This is a genomic window from Photorhabdus kleinii (assembly GCF_025384885.1).
Classification (GTDB): Bacteria; Pseudomonadota; Gammaproteobacteria; order Enterobacterales; family Enterobacteriaceae; genus Photorhabdus; species Photorhabdus kayaii.
On sequence record NZ_JAJAFY010000018.1, the window covers coordinates 44,389 to 65,349 of the forward strand.

The window sequence follows — 20,961 nt, forward strand, 5'->3', positions numbered from 1 at the left end:
CTTTATAATTAAGAGTAGTGAATTTTTGGGCATTGGTGGTTCAAGGTGAATAGCACTAAAACAGTCAGTATTCAACATATTATTAATAATCAAAAATTTTCGAAAGTTCAATGGCAGGTATTAATTCTATGTTTCTTAATTGTTGTTATTGATGGTTTTGACACGGTATTAATGGGGTATATTGCACCAGCAGTGGTCAACGATTTTAAAGTAGAAGGGGCTATTCTTGGGCCGACTATGAGCGCCGCCCTTTTTGGGTTATCGTTGGGCTCGATTTTTTCTGGTCCACTTGCAGATCGGTTTGGTCGAAAGTCAGTGCTGACAATATCGGTTACTGTTTTTGGCCTGCTTAGTCTTGCTACCGCTGTTGCAGATTCAATACAGACATTAACTATTTTGCGTTTTTTGACTGGGTTAGGTCTTGGTGCGGCAATGTCAAATGCAATAACTTTAATATCTGAATATGCACCAGAGAATCGGCGATCTTTGTTAATAAATATCGTTTTTTGTGGTTTTCCTCTTGGCGCAGCGGTGGGTGGGATAATTTCTGCATGGATTATTCCCCATTTTGGTTGGCAGGGAGTTTTGATTTTAGGGGGTATTCTGCCGTTATTTCTATCTCTATTTCTCTTTTCTCTATTACCTGAGTCACTTAGGTATTTGGTTTTGCAAGGTGGTTCCGAGGATAACAATAATATAAGACGAATTTTGTCTAAAATGACCGGTAGTGCTTTAAATGATATAAACAAGTTTACCTTTGATGAAGAAGAAATTATACATAAGTCGTCAATTAAAACGGTTTTATCCAATCGATTCTTAGTTGGGACGACAATGTTATGGATAACCTATTGCATGGGAGCATTGGTTTTTTATGTTCTGACAAGTTGGATGCCGTTTTTAATGAACGATGTTGGTTTCAGTATTAGCATGGCTGCAACATTGACAGCATTATTTCCTTTGGGAGGTGTAATAAGCACGGTTTTTTCCGGTTGGTTAATGGATCGAATTAATCCTCATAAAGTAGTTGCAACTAATTATGCCCTAGCTGGTATTTTGGTCTTTTTTATTGGTCAGGAAGAAAATGTATTATTATTGAGTATTCTTATATTTCTTGCCGGGATAACGATGAATGGCGCTCAGGCGTCTATGGGATCAATCTCTGCACAATTTTATCCGACTCATTGTAGGGCAACGGGGGTTGCCTGGATGTTAGGATTTGGAAGATTTGGTGGGATTTTCGGTACTTTATTTGGCGCAGAATTGATCAGGCTTGAATTAAGTTATAGCACTATTTTTGCCATTTTATCCATTCCAGCTATTTTAGCGGCTTTATCATTAACATTTAAGGATGTGAGTTATAGAAGGCATAAATAGCTAACCTTGAACAATTTAAATATAAAAATCTGAGGAGGATACTTTGCTGTTAATTACTTGGTGGAGAATGTCTTATATTATGTTGGATCATAAGTGTTAATATCCATGTTATTTTTAAAATAATATCAATCATAAAGTTTAAATTAATGTTGTTATTGGTTTGTTGTGATTTTAATAAATAATTTAATGTAGGTATTTAGTTATAAATATACATAGTGAAAAAGTTATTTTTTATATTTAAAATTTGAATTAGATATAGGGTATCTTAAAATTAAATTATTTAAATTGGAGGGTATCTAATTTATGCGATAGTAAATATTATTGAATAGGATATAGATTGCACTGTGTATTATTATGAAACAATGAAAAATTAAGTTATTTTAATTTTTCATTGTTTCTTGGTGATTATGGATATAATAACATTTATATTTTTTTCATGTTATAATTATTACAAAACAATATGTAATTAAGTTAAATGTAATTTGTATTTATCTATTTGTGGTATATTCGTTAGCGGTATTGTCTTATTGTTGAAAAATAATTTTTTATGAATTATTTTTAGCTTGGCGTTATATTTTGATATAATTGAATGCACAGGGTAATTTTATGCCTCTTGAATAAGTGTATTTGGAATTAGTATATACTTTTATTATTGTGGCGAAGGGTTATTTCACAGATGATTATAATATTTTGATAATTAAATATAAATTAGTCTGTTTTATCTTTAAAATGCTTAATTTGTTTTTGAAATTATTTTAATCAGGTATTAATTGCAGTCAGATAAAGTTAAAGGTTATTTGGTAATTATGAATAATAAATGTAAGTAATGGTTAAGTTTTTAATTATGGAATTTAGGAACAGTCAACAAAAATTGCAGTGAATTAATTGAGCTTATCTGAAAAATAGGAACAAAAATGGAATGTCTCATTCTGTTGTCAGGATAATTGGTATTGAAGATGGGCTAAGTGGCCGTTATTAATCAGGCTGTGGCATCCGATATCTGAGTCTCTTGGATGGATAGCAGATGTGTCCATTTTTATTTTTGGGCAAGAAGTAGGAGAGAAACATTAGTGATGACTGTCGGAAATGACGGTTCTCAAATTTCTAACAGATTCGTTGAGGTAGTAGTAGATGAAAAATAATATTGCTAAAGTGGGAAGTGCGTTTAAAACTCAGACGTCAAAAAATATAACCGATGCAAATGACGTTTCACAACAAACTCGAAATACAAAGAATATCCTTCAGAGACTCACATCCAGTGAATTATTCTGGTATGAGCGTCTTGCTGCTTTGCAACCCCTCCAGTTACCTTTCGAAACCGCCGGAGAACAAACAGAACCCATATGGGCAATGAGCGCTTGGCAGCCCCCTTTGCCAAAAAATGGTGAAGAGGAGCCATTGCGAATGTTGTTGCAGACTTTTGTCATTTACCTTGCGCGTTTGACTCAGCAGACCGTATTCCAAATCGGTTGGAGCGTGGATAAGGTAAAAGATGAATCGGTAAATCTGGCACCGGTGGTGCCTATGGCTGTTGAGGTCGCGTTTGATAAGCCTTGGCGTGAGGTAGCTGGCTGGGTTGATGATGAGTTGTCTCGGTTGGCGCAGCACGGCACATTTAGTTGCGATCTCTTCTCTTGCTCTCCTTCATTGCATGCTATCCCGGCGTTGGCAACAAGTCGGCCGTGGCGAATCGCTGTCTCGTTGATAAAGGGTGATAGGCCACGTGATCAAAAAGTATCCGGCGAATTGTTGACCCTCCAGATAAATGCACAAGGGGGTTTTCGTTGGATCTACGATGAAAACCGCCTGAGCACGGAAGTCGTTTTGCGGATGAGCGAGCACTTACAGGTGCTGGCAGCATCGAAAAGGACGGGGGATGAAATGCCTATAGGGCAGCTTAATTTGTTGCCAGAGGCTGAACGTACATTGCTACTGGAAACTTGGAACGCGACAGAAACCCCCTATCCTGATCCGTTATGTATTCATCAGTTATTTGAGCAACAGGTAGAGCAAGCCCCAGAGGTCACAGCGTTAGAGTATCAAGGGCAGCGCCTCAGTTATGCCGAATTAAATGCTGGCGCTAACCGGCTGGCGCACCAATTGATTGCATTGGGTGTCGTACCGGACCAGCGGGTAGCGATTTGTGTGGCACGCTCCCCGGCGATGGTGGTGGCGCTGCTGGCGGTGCTGAAAGCGGGTGGGGCCTATGTGCCGCTGGATTCAACCTACCCGGCGGAACGTCTGGCGTATATCCTAAATGATACTGCCCCATCAGTGGTATTGGCTGATGCGACCGGGCGGGCAGCGTTGGGTGATGTCGTGCTAGCCGGGTTGACCGTGCTTGACCCGAATATCCTACCTGACCAACCGGACAGCAATCCCTTAGTGACTGCATTGACACCACAGCATCTGGCCTATGTGATTTACACCTCCGGTTCAACCGGGCAGCCGAAAGGGGTGATGATAGAACATCAGGCGATTTATCAGCGTTACCTGGGCTTTAATGATACTTATACCGTCACTGCGCAAGATCGGGTGTTGCAATTTGCCGCTTTTGCGTTTGATGTTTCAGTAGAGGAATTTTTCTCGGTATTGTGTAACGGGGCCACACTGGTTATCCGGGATGATAGCTGGCTAGCTTCGGTACGGGAATTTATTGCTTTAACCCGGCAACATCGTATTACGATCATTTCTCTGCCGACTTTATTCTGGTCCGAACTGGCGGCCAGAGATCCCGGGTTACCGTTGCCGGATTGCCTCCGGCTCGTCATGATTGGTGGTGAGGCGGTAAAAAAGAACGCGGTTCAGGATTGGTTTATGCAGGAAGGCTCCCGGCCCCGGTTGTTGAATGGTTATGGCCCGACGGAAAATACCGTGACGGTGACCTATAAGGAGATATTATCCCCGGAAGATGCCCGTTCTATCGGTCGGCCGGTTAAAAATTCCCGCATCTATCTGTTGGACAGAGAGGGGCAACTGGTTCCATTGGGTGGCATTGGCGAAATGTACATTGGTGGTGTGGGTGTGGCACGGGGTTATCTGAATCGGCCTACATTGAGCGCGGAACGTTTTCTGCCGGACCCCTTTAGCTCGGTATCTGGTGCGCGGATGTATCGCTCTGGGGATTTGGCCCGCTTCCTGCCGGACGGTGAGCTGGAATTCCTGGGCCGTAACGATGAGCAGGTTAAAATCCGCGGCTTCCGGGTTGAGTTGGGGGAAATTGAAACCCGTTTGGTGGAACACCCGGCGGTACAAGAGGCGGCGGTGCTGGCACTGGATGATGGGCAGCACAAACGGCTGGTCGCCTATGTGGCGGCACAAGTGCATGAGAAATTAGCTGCTGATTTACGTGAATACTTGAGTGCGAGTTTACCTGACTATATGGTTCCGGTCGCTTTTGTGTGTTTGGATACCTTCCCGCAGACCCCGAGCGGCAAATTGGATCGCCGGGCATTACCGGCACCAGGAGAGGAAGATTTTGCCCGTCAGATTTATGAAGCGCCACAAGGGCAGGCTGAGATCGCCTTGGCGGCTATCTGGCGTGAATTATTGGGCATTGAGCAGATAAGCCGACATGACAGTTTCTTTGCATTGGGCGGCCATTCATTGCTTGCTGTACGCATGATTGAACGCCTGCGTCACCAGGGGCTGACATTAACTGCGCGTGATCTGTTTCAGTCGCCGGTGTTGTCAGCGCTGGCCCAAGCATTGGGACAACATCAGGCCGTGGTAATACCGCCTAACGTCATCACTCCCACCACCACGGCGCTGACGCCGGAGATGTTGCCACTGATTGATCTGACTCAGACTGATATTGATCGCATCGTTGAGCTGGTACCGGGCGGGATGACCAATATTCAGGATATCTATGCGTTGTCGCCGTTGCAGGACGGTATCCTGTTCCACCACCTGTTGGAACAGGAAGGCGACCCGTATCTGTTACTCTATCCGGTGGTCTTTGCTAACCGATCTCTGCTGGACCGTTATCTGGCGGCGGTACAACAGGCGATTGATCGTCATGACATTTTGCGGACGGCTTTTATTTGGCAAGGTTTATCAGCCCCGGCACAAGTGGTTTGGCGCCGGGCACAGTTGCCGGTGACGGAACTGACGCTAGACCCGGCTGACGGCCCAGTCATTGACCAGTTAACCCGGCGTTTTGATCCGGGACAGTATCGTCTTGACCTGAGTCAGGCCCCGTTACTGCATTTTGTTATTGCTCAGGAAACTGATGGCCGCTGGTTTTTACTGGAATTGGAGCATCACTTGATCGGCGACCATGAAACGATGGAATTGATGCACCGTGAAGTTCAGGCGTATTTTGCCGGGCAGGAAGAGCGCCTGCCAGCGCCGGCCCCTTTCCGCAATCTGGTGGCTCAGTCCCGGTTGGGGGTGAGTCAGGCAGCGCATACCCGTTTCTTTACCGACATGTTGGCGGCGGTGGATGAGCCGACGTTGCCATTCGGGCTGGCGGAGGTGCATCGTGACGGATCTCGCATGACAGAATCCCACCGGATGCTGACCGCTACGTTAAATGATCGCCTGCGCAGTCAGGCCCGGCGTTTGGGTGTCAGTTTGGCGGCGTTGTGTCATTTGGCTTGGGCGCAAGTGTTGTCGCATACCAGCGGGCAAGAGAAAGTGGTGTTTGGCACCGTCCTGTTTGGGCGTATGGCGGCGGGGGAAGGGGCAGACAATGGCATGGGATTGTTTATGAATACCTTGCCGTTGCGACTGGATATTGACGAGACCCCGGTAGAGGATAGCGTACGGGCGGTGCATCTACGATTGGCTGAATTGCTGGAGCATGAGCATGCTTCACTGGCGCTGGCCCAGCGGTGCAGTGGGGTACAGGGTGAAACCCCACTCTTTAGCGCTCTGTTCAACTATCGCCATAATGAGCAACCAGCGGCACTGGATGAGACGATGGCCGGGATTGAATTCTTGGGCGAACAGGAACGGACCAACTATCCATTTGGTCTGTCGGTGGAGGATGGGAGTTCCACGTTGGGGCTGACCGCTCAGGTGGTACAGCCGTTTGAACCAGAGAGACTATGCGGTTATATGCAACAGGCGCTGGAAAGTTTGGTGGAAGCGCTTGAACAGGCCCCGGAGACGCCGGTATGTGTGCTGAACGTCCTGCCTGAAACGGAGCGGGCACTGTTGCTGGAAACCTTGAATGCCACTGAAATCCCTTATCCTGATCCATTATGTATTCACCAACTGTTTGAACAACAGGTAGAGAAAACCCCGGAAGCGACCGCGTTAGTCTATGAAGGGCAAACGCTCAGTTATGCCGAATTAAATGCTCGCGCCAACCGCTTTGCCCACCAACTAATTGCATTGGGCGTCATACCGGAACAGCGGGTGGCGATTTGCATGGCACGTTCACCGGCGGTAGTGGTGGCCTTGTTGGCGGTGCTGAAAGCGGGTGGGGCTTATGTGCCGCTGGACCCGACTTATCCGGGAGAACGTCTGACGTATATCCTGAATGATACGGCCCCGTCAGTGGTATTGGTTGATGAAGCTGGCCGGGCGGCGCTTGGCGAACTGGCATTGGCCGGGCTGACGGTACTTGACTCGCATATTTTGCCAGATCAGCCGGATAGTAACCCACAGGTAGCCGAGCTGACGCCACAACATCTGGCTTATGTCATCTATACCTCCGGTTCAACCGGGCAGCCGAAAGGGGTGATGATAGAACATCAGGCGCTGTATCAACGTCATCTGGGTTTTAATGAGACCTATGCCGTCACTGCGCAAGACCGGTTATTACAATTTGCCTCTTTTGCGTTCGACGTTTCGGTAGAGGAATGCTGCTTATCATTGTGTAATGGCGCCACGTTAGTGATGCGTGATGAGCGTTGGCTGACTTCGATGCAGGAATTTATTGCCTTAGCCGGGCAAAACCGTATCACAGTGATGTCTCTGCCGGCGTTATTTTGGTCCGAACTGGTTGCCAGAGACAATAGATTACCGTTACCAGATTGCCTCAGACTCATCATCATTGGGGGGGAGGCAGTGAAAAAGAGCGCCGTTCAGGATTGGTTTACGCGGGAAGTCCACCGCCCTCGACTATTGAACGCCTATGGCCCGACGGAAAATACCGTGACGGCGACCTGTAAGGAGATATTATCCCTGACAGATGATCATTCTATCGGGCGGCCGGTTAAAAATACCTGTATTTACCTGCTGGGCAAATACGGTCAGCCCGTTCCATTCGGTTGCGTTGGCGAAATGTATATTGGCGGCGTGGGTGTGGCGCGGAGCTATCTGAACCGACCTGCATTGAGCGCGGAACGTTTTATAGCCGATCCCTTTAGTCCGATATCCGGTGCGCGGATGTATCGCACTGGCGATTTGGCCCGCTACTTGCCGGGTGGTGAGCTGGAATTCCTGGGTCGTAACGACGAACAGGTAAAAATTCGAGGCTTCCGAATTGAACTGGGGGAGATTGAAACTCGGTTGATGGAACACCCAGCGGTACAAGAGGCAGCGGTGCTGGCACTGGATGACGGGCAGCACAAACGGCTGGTCGCCTATGTGGCAGCGCAAGCGCATGAGAGATTGGCAGCTGATTTACGTGAATACTTGAGTACGATTTTACCTGATTATATGGTACCGGTTGCCTTTGTACGTCTGGATACCTTCCCGCAGACCCCGAATGGTAAGTTAGATCGCCGGGCATTACCGGCGCCGCGGGAAGAGGATTTTGCCCGTCAGGTCTATGAGGCGCCGCAAGGGGAAGCTGAGATAGCTTTGGCGGCCATCTGGAGTGAATTATTGGGCATCGAGCAGATTAGCCGACATGACAGCTTCTTTGTGTTGGGCGGTCATTCATTGCTCGCGGTACGCATGATTGAACGCTTGCGTCACTTGGGGTTGACACTGACGGCGCGAGATCTGTTCCAATTTCCGGTGTTGTCAGACTTGGCCCAAACATTGGGACAGCATCAGGCTGTAGTGGTGCCGCCTAACGTCATCACTTCGGCCACTACGGCGCTGACGCCGGAAATGTTGCCGCTGATTGATCTGACTCAGACTGATATTGATCGCATCGTCAGACAGGTACCGGGTGGCGTGGCTAATATTCAGGATATCTATGCCTTGTCACCGTTGCAGGACGGTATCTTGTTCCATCACTTGTTGGAGCAGAAAGGCGACCCATATCTGTTGCTCTATCCGGTGATCTTTGAGAATCGTTCTCTATTGGAGCGTTATCTGGCGGCGGTACAACAAGCAATTGATCGCCATGACATCCTGCGGACGGCTTTTATCTGGCAAGGACTATCAGTTCCGGCGCAGGTGGTCTGGCGTCAGGCTCGGTTGCCAGTGACGGAATTGACGTTAGACCCGGCTGACGGCCCAGTCATTGACCAGTTAACCCGGCGTTTTGATCCGGAGCATTATCGTCTTAATTTGAGTCAGGCACCGCTACTAGATTTTATCATCGCTCAGGAAACCGATGGCCGCTGGTTCTTACTGGAATTGCAGCATCACTTGATTGGCGACCATGAAACGCTGGAAGTGATGCATCGTGAAATGCTGGCGCATTTTGCCGGGCAGGGGGATCGCTTGCCAGCGCCGGTTCCTTTCCGCAATCTGGTGGCTCAGACCCGGTTGAAGGGGGATCAGGCAGCACATACCCGTTTCTTTACCGACATGTTGGCGGAGGTGGATGAGCCAACATTCCCATTCGGACTGGCGGAGGTGCATCGGGACGGCTCTCAGATGAGAGAATCTCACCGGATGTTGACGCCTGAGCTGAATGATCGTCTGCGTAGTCAGGCCCGGCATTTGGGGGTCAGTCTGGCGGCGTTGTGTCATCTGGCTTGGGCACAGGTACTATCGCATACCAGCGGGCAAGAGAAAGTGGTGTTTGGCACCGTCCTGTTTGGGCGCATGGAGGCGGGAGATGGAGCAGACAATGGCATGGGGTTGTTTATGAATACCTTGCCGTTGCGACTGGATATCGATGATACCCCGGTACAGGATAGCGTGCGTGCGGTACATTTGCGACTGGCCGGGTTGCTGGAGCATGAGCATGCCTCACTGGCGCTGGCTCAGCGGTGCAGTGGTATTGCCAGCGGTACGCCGCTCTTTAGTGCTCTGTTCAATTATCGACATAATACCTTATCGGCAACATCGGATGACATCATCACAGGCGTTGAATTTTTGGAAGGGCAGGAGCGGACTAACTATCCATTTGGGCTGTCGGTGGAGGATGGGGGGTTCACATTAGGGCTGACCGCTCTGGTGGTGCAGCCGTTTGAGCCAGAGCGACTATGCGGTTATATGCAGCAGGCGCTGGAAAGTCTGGTGGAAGCGCTTGAACAGGCCCCGGAGACGCCGGTACGTATGCTGAACGTCCTGCCTGAAACGGAACGGACACTGCTACTGGAAACCTTGAATGCTACTGAGACCCCTTATCCTGATCCATTATGTATTCACCAACTGTTTGAGCAGCAGGTAAAGAAAACCCCGGAAGCGACCGCATTAGTCTATGAAGAGCAGACTCTCAGTTATGCCGAGTTAAATGCTCGCGCCAACCGCCTTGCTCATCAACTGATTGCATTGGGCGTCATACCGGATCAGCGAGTGGCGATTTGCATGGCACGTTCACCGGCGATAGTGGTGGCTTTGTTGGCAGTGCTAAAAGCCGGTGGGGCTTATGTGCCGCTGGACCCGACTTATCCGGGAGAACGTCTGGCGTATATTCTGGATGATACGGCTCCGTCAGTGGTACTGGTTGATGAAGCTGGCCGGGCGACGCTTGGCGAAGAAGTGCTGACCGGATTGACCGTACTTACGCTGAATACCCTGCCAAACCAACCGGACAGCAATCCATTGGTGACTACATTGACACCACAGCATCTGGCCTATGTGATTTACACTTCCGGCTCAACCGGGCAGCCGAAAGGGGTGATGATAGAACATCAGGCGGTGTATCAACGTCATCTGGGTTTTAATGAGACTTATGCAGTCACTGCGCAAGATCGGTTATTACAATTTGCCTCTTTTGCGTTTGATGTTTCAGTAGAAGAGTGCTGCTTGTCATTGTGTAATGGCGCCACATTGGTCATGCGTGATGATCGCTGGTTGACTTCTATGCAGGAATTTATTGCTTTAGCTAGGCAGAACCGTATCACAGTGATGTCGCTGCCGGCGTTATTTTGGTCTGAACTGATTGCCAAAGATAATGGATTAACGCTACCGGATTGCCTCAGGTTTATCATTATTGGCGGTGAAGCGGTCAAAAAGAGCGCTATTCAGGACTGGTTTATGCAGGAAGGCTACCGACCCCGACTATTGAACGCTTATGGCCCAACGGAAAATACCGTGACGGCGACCTGTAAGGAGATATTATCCCCGACAGATGATAGTTCTATCGGCCGACCGCTTAAAAATAGTTGTGTCTACCTACTGGACAAATACGAGCAGCCTGTCCCATTAGGCTGTGTTGGTGAAATGTATATTGGTGGCGTCGGTGTAGCACGGGGTTATCTGAACCAGCCGGAATTGAGCGCAGAACGTTTTATAGCTGATCCCTTTAGTCCGGTATCTGGTGCGCGGATGTATCGCACCGGGGATTTGGCCCGTTACTTGCCAGATGGCAATCTGGAATTCTTGGGTCGTAACGACGAGCAGGTAAAAATTCGGGGTTTCCGGATTGAGCTAGGGGAGATTGAAATCCGGTTGTTGGAACACCCGGCGGTGCAAGAGGCGGCGGTGTTGGTGTGGGAGGATGGCCGTGACAAGCATTTGGTCGCCTATGTGGTAGCGGAAGCGAACGAAGGTCTGACAGCCAGTTTGCGTGCGCATCTGAGTGCTATTTTGCCGGATTATATGGTGCCGTCAGCTTTTGTGTGTCTGGATGCCTTCCCGCAAACCCCGAACGGTAAGCTAGATCGCCGGGCATTACCAGCACCGAGGGAGGAAGATTTTTCCCGTCAGGTCTATGAAGCGCCACAAGGGGAAACTGAGACAGCTCTGGCGGCGATTTGGTGTGGGTTATTGGGTATTGAGCAGGTCAGCCGCCATGACAATTTCTTCGCATTGGGAGGCCATTCACTGCTCGCTATGCGAATGACGAATATTGCCGCTGGTCGAGGGATGGTTTGCACATTGAATATCTTGTTCCAATTCCCGGTGCTGGCTGAACTGGCCGCAAAAATCACCTCAGATTTACTGTCTCAGCCGCAAAACAGCGCTATATCGGTACGACCTGATGGAACAGGGTTGCCGCTGTTCTTTGTTCCCAGTGGCATGGGTGACTACTCCTATGCTTTCGGGCTGGCTGAGCATATTTCGTCGGGCTACCCGATTTATGCGCTGCCTTGGCCTTCCATCAGTGAAGAACTGATGTCAACGATGGAAGAGCAAGCTGCCAGAATGATCACCCTGATGAAAATCGTTCAACCGGTAGGCCCATATCGGATAGGGGGTTACTCTTCTGGTGGAATATTGGCTTATGCCATTGCCCAACAGCTTTTGAGTGCTGGCGAGCGGGTTAATTTCCTGGGCTTGATTGATACGCCTGCGCCTCATTATTTTGAGAAAGAGGCCATGCCCCCCAAACATCATTTCTTTATTGAACTGGCCCGGCAGTCAGGGGAGGCGTGTAAAGAAGAGATTGCGGCATTATACCAGCGAATCGATGAGTTGAATTTGGTACAGTTTATTGCAGCGGCTCAGGAGCTGGCGTTATATCCCGTTAATTTGAGTGCTGACTTAATAGCTAAACGTTGGGAACAGATAGAGCATTATGAGCAAATAGTCAGAGATTATAAGCCACAAGTAATAGCGGTAACGTTGCATCAATTTTATGCGACGGAATCTTACTCGTCTATTTCTTTTGTGACGGATGAAGAGCCAGAGTCTTTAAATATCGATCCGTCGTTAGGTTGGGCGCAGATAATAGCTGATACTTCACTTAAACTCATTGCTATTCCGGGTGATCATTTTAGTTTATTGGAAAATAATGAGAATAAAACTGTTTTAGCTCAGGCTTTGAATATGGCGTTGGCAACCGGTTGTGATAAGGAGACGGTATAGTACTAATATATTAATAATGTAATCTTGATATGATAATCCGGTATATATTTTTATACCGGATTATTATTGAAAAATAAATGAAATAATAATTTCAATATAAGTTATTTAGTCAAGATTTTACTATTGTTATTATTTTTTATTTTATTTAAATCTGGTGTGGTTTTGCATAATAATTGCAATGTAATGTGCAGCAATCAATGTTTGGATGCGGTAAATGTTATTATTCATGATAAAAGCAAAAGCTCCGTTATTTTCAACGAGGTTTGTCAGCGGTCTGAAAAGCCTATTATAATAGGCTTTTCGGTAGAGTTTAATTTGCTTCTCTACCTTGGTAGCGAGCGGCGTAGGCAGGAGTTCCATTATCATCACAATCTGAATCATACTCTTTAAAATACCATTTAATTACTTTATTAAATTTAGGTTCATATCGAGTAAATACATTAGAGAAATTGTCATAATGACGAACGGTAATATATGTCTGATACAGCACGCCCGAACTATCTACGTCTATTACGTTTACATCATCTGGCGGGCAGTCATGAATTGCCAATGCAGTTCCAATTCCTCCAGTTAATGCAATACCTGATACTAATGCTCCGACTACCAATAATTTCTTGAACATAAAAATACCCTCTTTAATAGTTTTATAATTTGTATGATTTTGTAACTTGCACATTAAGTGCATCGCTTTTATAAAATTTGTCAAAATTTTGAAGTTAAAAATATTCATTTCAATCTTGGTAATGTTGGGATTTTTTTATAAAGTATGAAAGTGTTTGCCGAGGAATATAAAGTTATATGTAATAATGCATTCTAAACTATTTCACGGGTTATATTGCATTTTTAAAATATTATTTTTCATTTTAGATTGGAAATCTAACTTTTTATTTATAAATAACTCCCCTTGTAATGTTAATAGTCCCTGCCAATTAGACAGTTTATAAATGGCACAACTAAGTAACCTGAATTTCATATTTGTATAAATTCAGATTATGCACTTTATTTCTAAACCTTTAGTAATTATATCGACGGAATATATGTTGGAAAAAATTTTCACAGTAAATATATTAATATGAGGGGGGTTATTATCGAAATAATATTTCTGATTTTTATCTACTTTATTTAAAATTACGTGAAATTTCGGTAAAAATAACCCCAAGTGCATACGCACCGCTATGCTCGTTTCCGTAGCTTGCAGAAGGTCCAAATACCGTGTTTGTTGGCTGCAACAGCCTAAATATCAAGAAGGAGGTTTGTCTGATGTCTGGACAAGAAGGGGCATTTCGCCCCTTCTGCTGTTTTAGGTATTACCTTAGGACAGTGATGGTACTAGCATCGACTGCGAAGCTTGACGGTTTTGCGGCAGGTGCTCGCGGGCACCGCCGGTATCAGGGAACGAAGCCATAGCTCCGCTCAACTTCGCCAGGCTCGACCCCTCTATGTCTGGGGCAACGGCATGGGCTGTGATGACGGGTTGTTGGCTGGCCCAAGACAGTTCCATCAGACCTTCCTTGGTGTAACTCCGTTGGGTAAAGCCCTCGATCAGGTGGTCCAAGTTGATCACCGACGAGGAGCCTTCCAGCTCGATTTGTAGATGCCGATGGGCCATAGCCTGACTGCCAAATACCTGACGCACCACCAGAGCTGTTTCGTTACTGGAATCGGTTAACATCAAGTCGTCATCCTGGCGGCTCACCAGAATGCTCTTCGGATCAGCCAACGGCAGGATCAGGCGGTCTGGAGCCAGTCCCGAGTCATTGTTGTTGATGACCACTGTACGGTAATGGGACCACATCGCCTTGTTGAGGCGGTAGGTATCGCTATCGGCTCCGCCATGCAGCACCAGACTGTCGACACCGGTAATGATTGGTGGCGTCAGATCATCTTTGCTGCCGCCAACTCCTCCGCCTTGAAGCAGAAGGGACGAACCGACACGTTCCACGCTCGTAAACTTGTTGAGCATTTGCGCACCGCCGTCCTTGATCTGATACAGTGTTTGGGCCGTCGGGCTGTACACATATGCCGCCTTTTCGCCTGCGGCGATCCCCACAAAGCGCAGATTGTTCGAGACAGGGATTCCATTACCCGAAAACATCTGACTGCTGCCGATATCGAACCAGCCTGGCGCCTGATTGTCCTGTAAAGTCAGAACCCCTTTGGCTTGCCACTGGTTGGCGAGTTTGGTAAGTACCTGTGGTAGTTGGGCCAAGTTGTTTTGTTGCCAGCCTTTGTCAACGCCAACTAGCTGCAACTCGCCGTTGTTGGTTCGCAGCAAGATCTCGCCCTTGATCGTGATCAGGCGCATGCCGGTATCGACCTGTTGCGCCGCCTTGAGATGTAATTCTGGCGTCAACTCACTGGCAGCGGGAAGTTGCGTCGAGGCGCTAAGCATCTGGCCGGTGCTACCAAAAGCCGTGGCTAATGTATTCGCGGTCATGGCTGGTTGACGATATAGTTTGCCGCTTTCGGGCTTGAAGAGACGCGCGGAGGTACCATCTGGTTCGAATCCCAGAAATTGCAACGATTTGCCTGACAGTGCCGCCGAAGCCACCACCACCTGACCGTTGTGGTACCACACCGGCAGTAGGTTTTTATCGTCGGAGCCCTTGATCCCGAACACCGCTAGAGTGGCTTTGCCGTCGGTGACGTTGTCCAGATCCTGCCACCAGTGAGTACGCCCCTTGAGCCAATGCTCGTTGACCGCTTCGTAATTAAGCTGACCCAGTGCATCAAGCCGGGCCACACGACCGTCTTCGGTGATGGCGAGCAGGTTACCGTTCAGGTTGACCAGATTAGCCAACGCTGGCGTGTTGATGCGCAATGCACTGGGATGGTTGGCATCGAGAACAGTCTGGCCGGGACCTTCCTGACGGAACAGAGCTTTCTGTTCCTTGCTGTAAAAGAAGAACACTTCTGTGCCCGCAGGGTGGGGAATGCTGCCTGCCAACACCAGATCGGCCGGGATCGGCCAGGCGCTGTGGGCCTGTTCGTGTGCTTCAAAGTGCAAGGTCTGATCCGCCGGGGGCGCCAGATTCGGCTTGATCAGCGTCCCGTCGCTGGTGCGTATCCAGTAGCGGTGTGCCACGCCAGCCGCATCCACGCCGAACATTGTGACCAGCACCGCACTGGTCGGCTGGATCAGCCGTGCGCCCAACGTATACGTCGGAGTCTCACGTTGAATGCTATTGTGCTCGTAGCTCTGGAGTATAGTCTTGAGCTCATCACTATGCTGGCCGGTACGTGCCGAAAGCTGGAGTAGCGCATCATCACCCACCGCGCTGACCAACTCCATTCGGTCATCAAAGATCCGATAACTCAGTTCAGCTTCCCTTCCCTTTAGCTGATAACGGCGCGCCAGATAGACCGCATCCCTCTCTTGCCATAGCCGACTGATCTGGCCCGCATTCTGGTTGAACCAAGGCTCAAATTGTGCGTCGATCTGTCCAGTGGCGATGTCTACCCGCCACGCCGCCGCATTGTTGGCGTCGTAGAAATAAGCATGGTTGTCCATCACTGCTCCCAGTTGGGCATGCCCGGCCTGTTCGTGGGTGGTGTCGGTGAACAGCATCCGCTCGTTGGTTATGTCGTAGAACGCCCGACCAACATCACGCCCGTTGTGGTTGTAGTTCTCCACCACCACATACTGCCCGTGTAACTTATGCGCCTTGGCTAGATCACTCAGGTGCTGCTCAATGCTATGGCCCGGCACCTGCCACTTGCTTGCATCTTCGCTTATTACCTGAGTTGTCAGGTCGGAGAAGTCGACTTTTCGCACCTCGCCCTTGCGGTTGACCACCAGCACCTGCCCTTTCTGGTCTGAATCGAGTTCGACCACCACTCCACCAACTATCAGTCGGTTCTTCAACACACTGATACTGTCACTGGCGAGTTGGCTGCTGTCGATAATCCAGCGCGATGGGGCGCTGCTGCCATCGTTCATGAGCTTCACGCTGGTGCCTTCGTTCAGCCCAATCAGGTATTCACCACCTGAGCCCTTGATCTCGTAGTGCAGGTAGCCATGCAATTCCTTGGGCAGCTCGGGTGCTATCAGTTGCCGGTTGCGCTGGTCGAGCACCACTTCGATTGGTGTCGCCACATACTCCTGATGAATCCTACGGATCGTAACCTCCCCCGGAAAGATGTAGAAGTCATAGTCGAACCGCTTATCCTCTTCAAGCCTGCGAATCACATCAAAACCGGCATCATGACGCGTAGTTGCGCCGGGGAGCTGCATGTATTCGTAACTGATGAAGGACTTTGGGGTACCCGGCAGGATCAGCACGTTGCTGTCGCTGTGGTCGAGCCTGTGGGAAACGTCCTTGTAACCGATCCCACTACGAACCTCGATCGCTTGGTTGCGGTCATGGACCATCTTTGGAAAGTCGCCTATCCAGAAGAAATAATTGATTCTTCCCGAACCGGTAGAGCCGGAATGGGTACGGTAAATGTACTGGCTGTCGAAGTCGATCTGATTCTGGCGCAAATCCAGGGTTTTGATCACAGCCCCAGCCAGGGGCACCAGCACTTTCTTTTCGTTGTCATACCGATATCCATTGCCTTTATAGGCATTGTCGAGCGTGTTGAAGTAACGGCCTACCGCCTTGGCATCCTCGGCAACCGCACCAAAGGCTTGCGCCAGTGCCGTAAAGCCCACTGCGAGCCCGCCAAGGATCACTCCTCCAGAACCGAGCACAGCGCCCGCTGTTGAGGCACCGACCAAACCAGCTCCCACTCCGGCTGTACCAGTGACGAAGCTAGCCGAGTCGAACGCAAGCTGGGTACCGAACACCGCCTTCTGCACATCGTTCTCAGCGTGGGCCAGCTCATAAGCATCCAGGCCGACCATAGCGCCGCCAAACAGCACGCCTGCGCCTTCATTGACGGTGTGCCCCAGGATGGAGGTAAAGTCCTTGAGTGAAGTTTCGGCGGCCACCACTTCGCTGCGCAACGCCGTACGCACCAGTTCGGTGACCTTAGTCACGTCCTGTACGCCACCGTGAGCCATCTGGACAAGATTGAGATAGCTGTGGACCTTGAGCGCGGTGGACAGATCAGGCGAAGCGATACCACGTGCCGCATCGTTGCGGTTCTTGTCGGCAAACCATTGGATCAATGTCTGTATCGCAAACCCGGCGTTTAGCCCATCAACTAGAGCTGCTTCGCCGATACCGCCTTTGGGCTGTATCTGGCTGTGTTCGAGGGTGAAATGTTGGCCTAGGGTGAGCACATGTTCATCGACAAAGCGGCGGAATTCGATAAAGGTGGCATCGCTGCTGCTCACCCAACGGGTCTCCTCGGGCTGGTCGCGATTGATGAACTGGACCCGATAGCGGCCTTCACCTTGATCCTCGGTATTGCCAATCACCGGCATCCAGCGCTGGTCAAGATTGTTTTCTTGGGCGAGCCTTGTATTGGCCTCGACGAACCTTGCTCCCCACTGTTCGGCATCGAGGGTCACCAACGCGGTATGCAATTGGGTATCCTCGGTAATCCGTGTCTGGGCGTTGAGTGTCTGCTCAACCTGCCGCCGTTGCTCTATGACCGTAGCCAGCTCACCGGGGCGGGTTAAGTCGGCCACATCCAGGCCGTTACCTACCGGCACCTTGGCCATTTTGCTGGCATCGATCTCCACCAGATTGAAGACAGGGGCCGACTGGCTGCTAAGCGAACCGTAGTGAACGGCCAGTTTGTGCTCTACCAAGTGTTGCTTCATGGCTTGGGAGAAGTTGGCGGCGTTGTCGAAGGCAAAAATCCCGACATTCGGGTCATAGAAATAGTAACGACGCCCTTTGGCTCCGACCGTACTCCCCACCATCATTGAATGATTCGGGGTATTGAGCGCAAATGTCGAGGTCCCGGTTGCTTTTCTCAGTAAGGAAACCATCTCGGACAATCTGACCTGCCCCCGCGCTGTTGACGCTTGCGTGGCCTCAATATTGGAGTGTAGCCTGAGTAGACTGTTTTTCAGTAGCGTGGAACTGCCCGCTTGGGGATCGGCGGCGGCCAGAAAAAGTTTTTCCACCAGACTGTTGATACCCGCTTCGCCGCTGCTAGCCAGCGCTACAGCCATCGCCCTGACCAAGGGGTAGCAACGGCCGCCGGACTTATCGCCAGTCAGCGACAGATAGAAGTCTTGCGGCATCAGACGGTCGAAGCTGCTACCGGCGCGATGAAAGTCCTCGCTGTACACAGCAGTCCACTTCAATACCTTATTGATGTATTCAGCCTGGCTAGTTTCGGTAATGCGAGCGCTCAAGGCACCCAGTTGCTCGGGGGTAAGCTGACCTTTGAGAAACAGGCGCTTCATCTCCAGGGCTGACATTCTGTCGTACACCTCCGGGATACTGATATCGCGGAAGTTGCGCAGACCATCAGCAAACGCGGCATCTTGCACATTATGCTGGTAAGCCTCGGCGATCGCATAACGCTCGCCCACGTTGTTGATGTTCTCCTGCCCACCGTTCTGGATGGACATATCGTCAATCCGTACCACAGCGGCCACGCCGTTCTTGGACTTGATCTGCTGCCATAACCAGCTTTGTTCGACGAAGCTCGCTTCACGCAGGATCGTATCGTATTGCGCTTTGTAGAACTCCAGAGTGATATCTATCTGCTTTATCTGTTGGTCAATCAGGGCGTGCTGAGAGGTATTGTGTTGCTCCTCATAGAGTTTGCTTCGTTTGTCTACTAGCTGCTTGATATCCGCGTTGATCCTGTTGTCAACCTCGGCATGTAACTGAGTCCACTCGGCAATTGCTGGATGATCAGGAGAAAATTCACCCTCTGTGTATACACCATCGGTGATCCCTTCGACTGACACCCCGAACTGGGCAGCGACTTTCTTTAGTCGTTGGTGAACTTGCTCACGGTAAGTGGCGAATTGAGCTTGGTTGCGTTTAACCACTTGGCTGTCCGCGATCTGGATCGAGAGCGGTTCTTCACCGCCGCGCCGCTTTGTCCAGCTCATCTGGCCGTCTTGCTGATACTCCTGGCGCTGGAACACCAATTGCCATTCACCATTGACATACTGCATGTACGCCACAGCGAGGCTTTTGGTGGTGGCAGCTACCCGGTAATCTTTGTAGTCCACTGCCATCACCACGTTATCGTATAGCAGCGAACTGTTGACTCGGCCGTCGTGGTAGACCCGGTAGGTGTTGGCATCGAGGCTGGTCACCACCACCGAACTGCCCGATAGCGTTCCGGTAAATAGAAAGCTCTCCGCGATCTCATGCTTAGGAATGTCTACGTAGGCTGGTGATGCATTGGCCTGGTCGGCGCTGTCGTAGTTGAGAAAATACGCTGGTATGCTGTTAACGCTTGTTGCTACATCATCATTAGCGCTTCGATCGGTGTATTCGAGCTCGTACAAGCCTGATCGGATTTTCACTAGCTGGGCGTTCCCTTCCGCCGGGAGACTCCCCGACCTGATTAATGTCTCGGCACTGATGGTGTTGGATTTGGCGAACAACACAGGATCGGCGGTGAACTGATGGATGTCGGCGCTGCTCTGACGAGGCTCGGAACCGCCACTCATGGGCACCAGCTTCCCCTTGAGCTCGCTATCCCGTAGTGTTTGTGAGAGCAACGCTGGAATGTGTACATCGTACCCGCGCGTCTGCAAGGTATACGTCAGGGCTTTCTCGATTGGAATATCGGTAAGTAAGGACTGTGTACCCGCTGCGGCAATCAGTTGTGCTCGGGACTGACCGTGACTGCTCGATCCACCCTCGGCTGTTTCAGAGTAGGAAATGCCTTTGCCCACGCGATACATACCAGTCGGGGTGTGTTCGACAAAGGCTGTTGCCGGTAACAGTTCGCTAAGCTTTGCGCTGATGGTTTGAGCATGCTCGACCCCGGCTCTGGAAAGGTAGATCACGGCTTGGTCGGTACGGCTGCCCAGATTTTTCGGCCCCATGATCTTGGCCTGTTCCAGCCAGCCGCGATTGTCATCATTGAACAACTGGGGCAACGCCCGGGCAAGCAAGTTGAAATGCGCCTTGCTAACGTTGATGGTCAGTCGCGCACCAAGCTTGCCGCGGGCGCCATAACGTTGCGCAAAATCCTTGGGCAGCATCCGGAAAGCTTCGGCATTGCCTAGGGTGTCATCCGTTTGCGAAGATAGCGCTGTTTTCTCATTGCCTTGTACTAAGATGTCGACTGTCGTGATGCGTGTTGTCAGTGTTTTGATATAACTGACAAATGCCTGTTGCTCGTTTTTGTCGAGGCTACTGATGCCGACCGGTCTGTCATTACTGTAGTGCCAATAAGCGTTTTTCTCCAGCGTCTGTTCCAGCATTCTCTGCTGCTGGATCAGCTTAAGGGTCCATTTGTGACCATTTTCACGGAACCCCTGCTTGATCTCTTGGACCAGCATTTGGATTTTCGGTTTGCTCCTCATCTCTCTAAAGGTCGCTTGCGCAGACGCGAGCAGCGATTGATAGCTGTTATTGGGCATAATGGTTCTCCTTAGGAAAATCCTACTTTGATATTTACGGATTACAACGCTTCAAGAATGGCTGGTTATGGCGGACA

Annotated in this window: 4 protein-coding genes; 2 read left to right on the forward strand and 2 right to left on the reverse strand. The window is 49.7% G+C overall.

Annotated features, from left to right (window positions below):
• Positions 1–45 precede the first annotated feature (45 nt).
• Positions 46–1,374: an MFS transporter gene (locus tag LG003_RS11055; RefSeq protein ID WP_112879108.1), complete on the forward strand. Its 1,329-nt coding sequence runs from the start codon at positions 46–48 to the stop codon at positions 1,372–1,374.
• A 1,131-nt stretch (positions 1,375–2,505) separates the two neighbouring features.
• The gene (locus LG003_RS11060) at positions 2,506–12,426 is read left to right on the forward strand and encodes a non-ribosomal peptide synthetase (RefSeq protein ID WP_262980717.1); all 9,921 of its coding nucleotides are present in this window, start codon (positions 2,506–2,508) and stop codon (positions 12,424–12,426) included.
• 310 nt (positions 12,427–12,736) lie between these two features.
• Here the strand turns inward: LG003_RS11060 and LG003_RS11065 are convergent, their stop codons facing one another.
• Positions 12,737–13,156: a hypothetical protein gene (locus LG003_RS11065; protein ID WP_262980718.1), complete on the reverse strand. Its 420-nt coding sequence runs from the start codon at positions 13,154–13,156 to the stop codon at positions 12,737–12,739.
• 582 nt (positions 13,157–13,738) lie between these two features.
• On the reverse strand, positions 13,739–20,884 hold the full coding sequence (locus LG003_RS11070; RefSeq protein WP_262980719.1) for a TcdA/TcdB pore-forming domain-containing protein: 7,146 nt from the start codon (positions 20,882–20,884) through the stop codon (positions 13,739–13,741).
• Positions 20,885–20,961: the final 77 nt, after the last annotated feature.

What these genes read in the sequence shown, in the direction of transcription:
- LG003_RS11060 (WP_262980717.1), top strand. Translation starts at nt 2,506, where the DNA reads ATGAAAAATAATATTGCTAAAGTGGGAAGTGCGTTTAAAACTCAGACG.
- LG003_RS11065 (WP_262980718.1), bottom strand. Translation starts at nt 13,156, where the DNA reads ATGAATATTTTTAACTTCAAAATTTTGACAAATTTTATAAAAGCGATG.
- LG003_RS11070 (WP_262980719.1), bottom strand. Translation starts at nt 20,884, where the DNA reads ATGCCCAATAACAGCTATCAATCGCTGCTCGCGTCTGCGCAAGCGACC.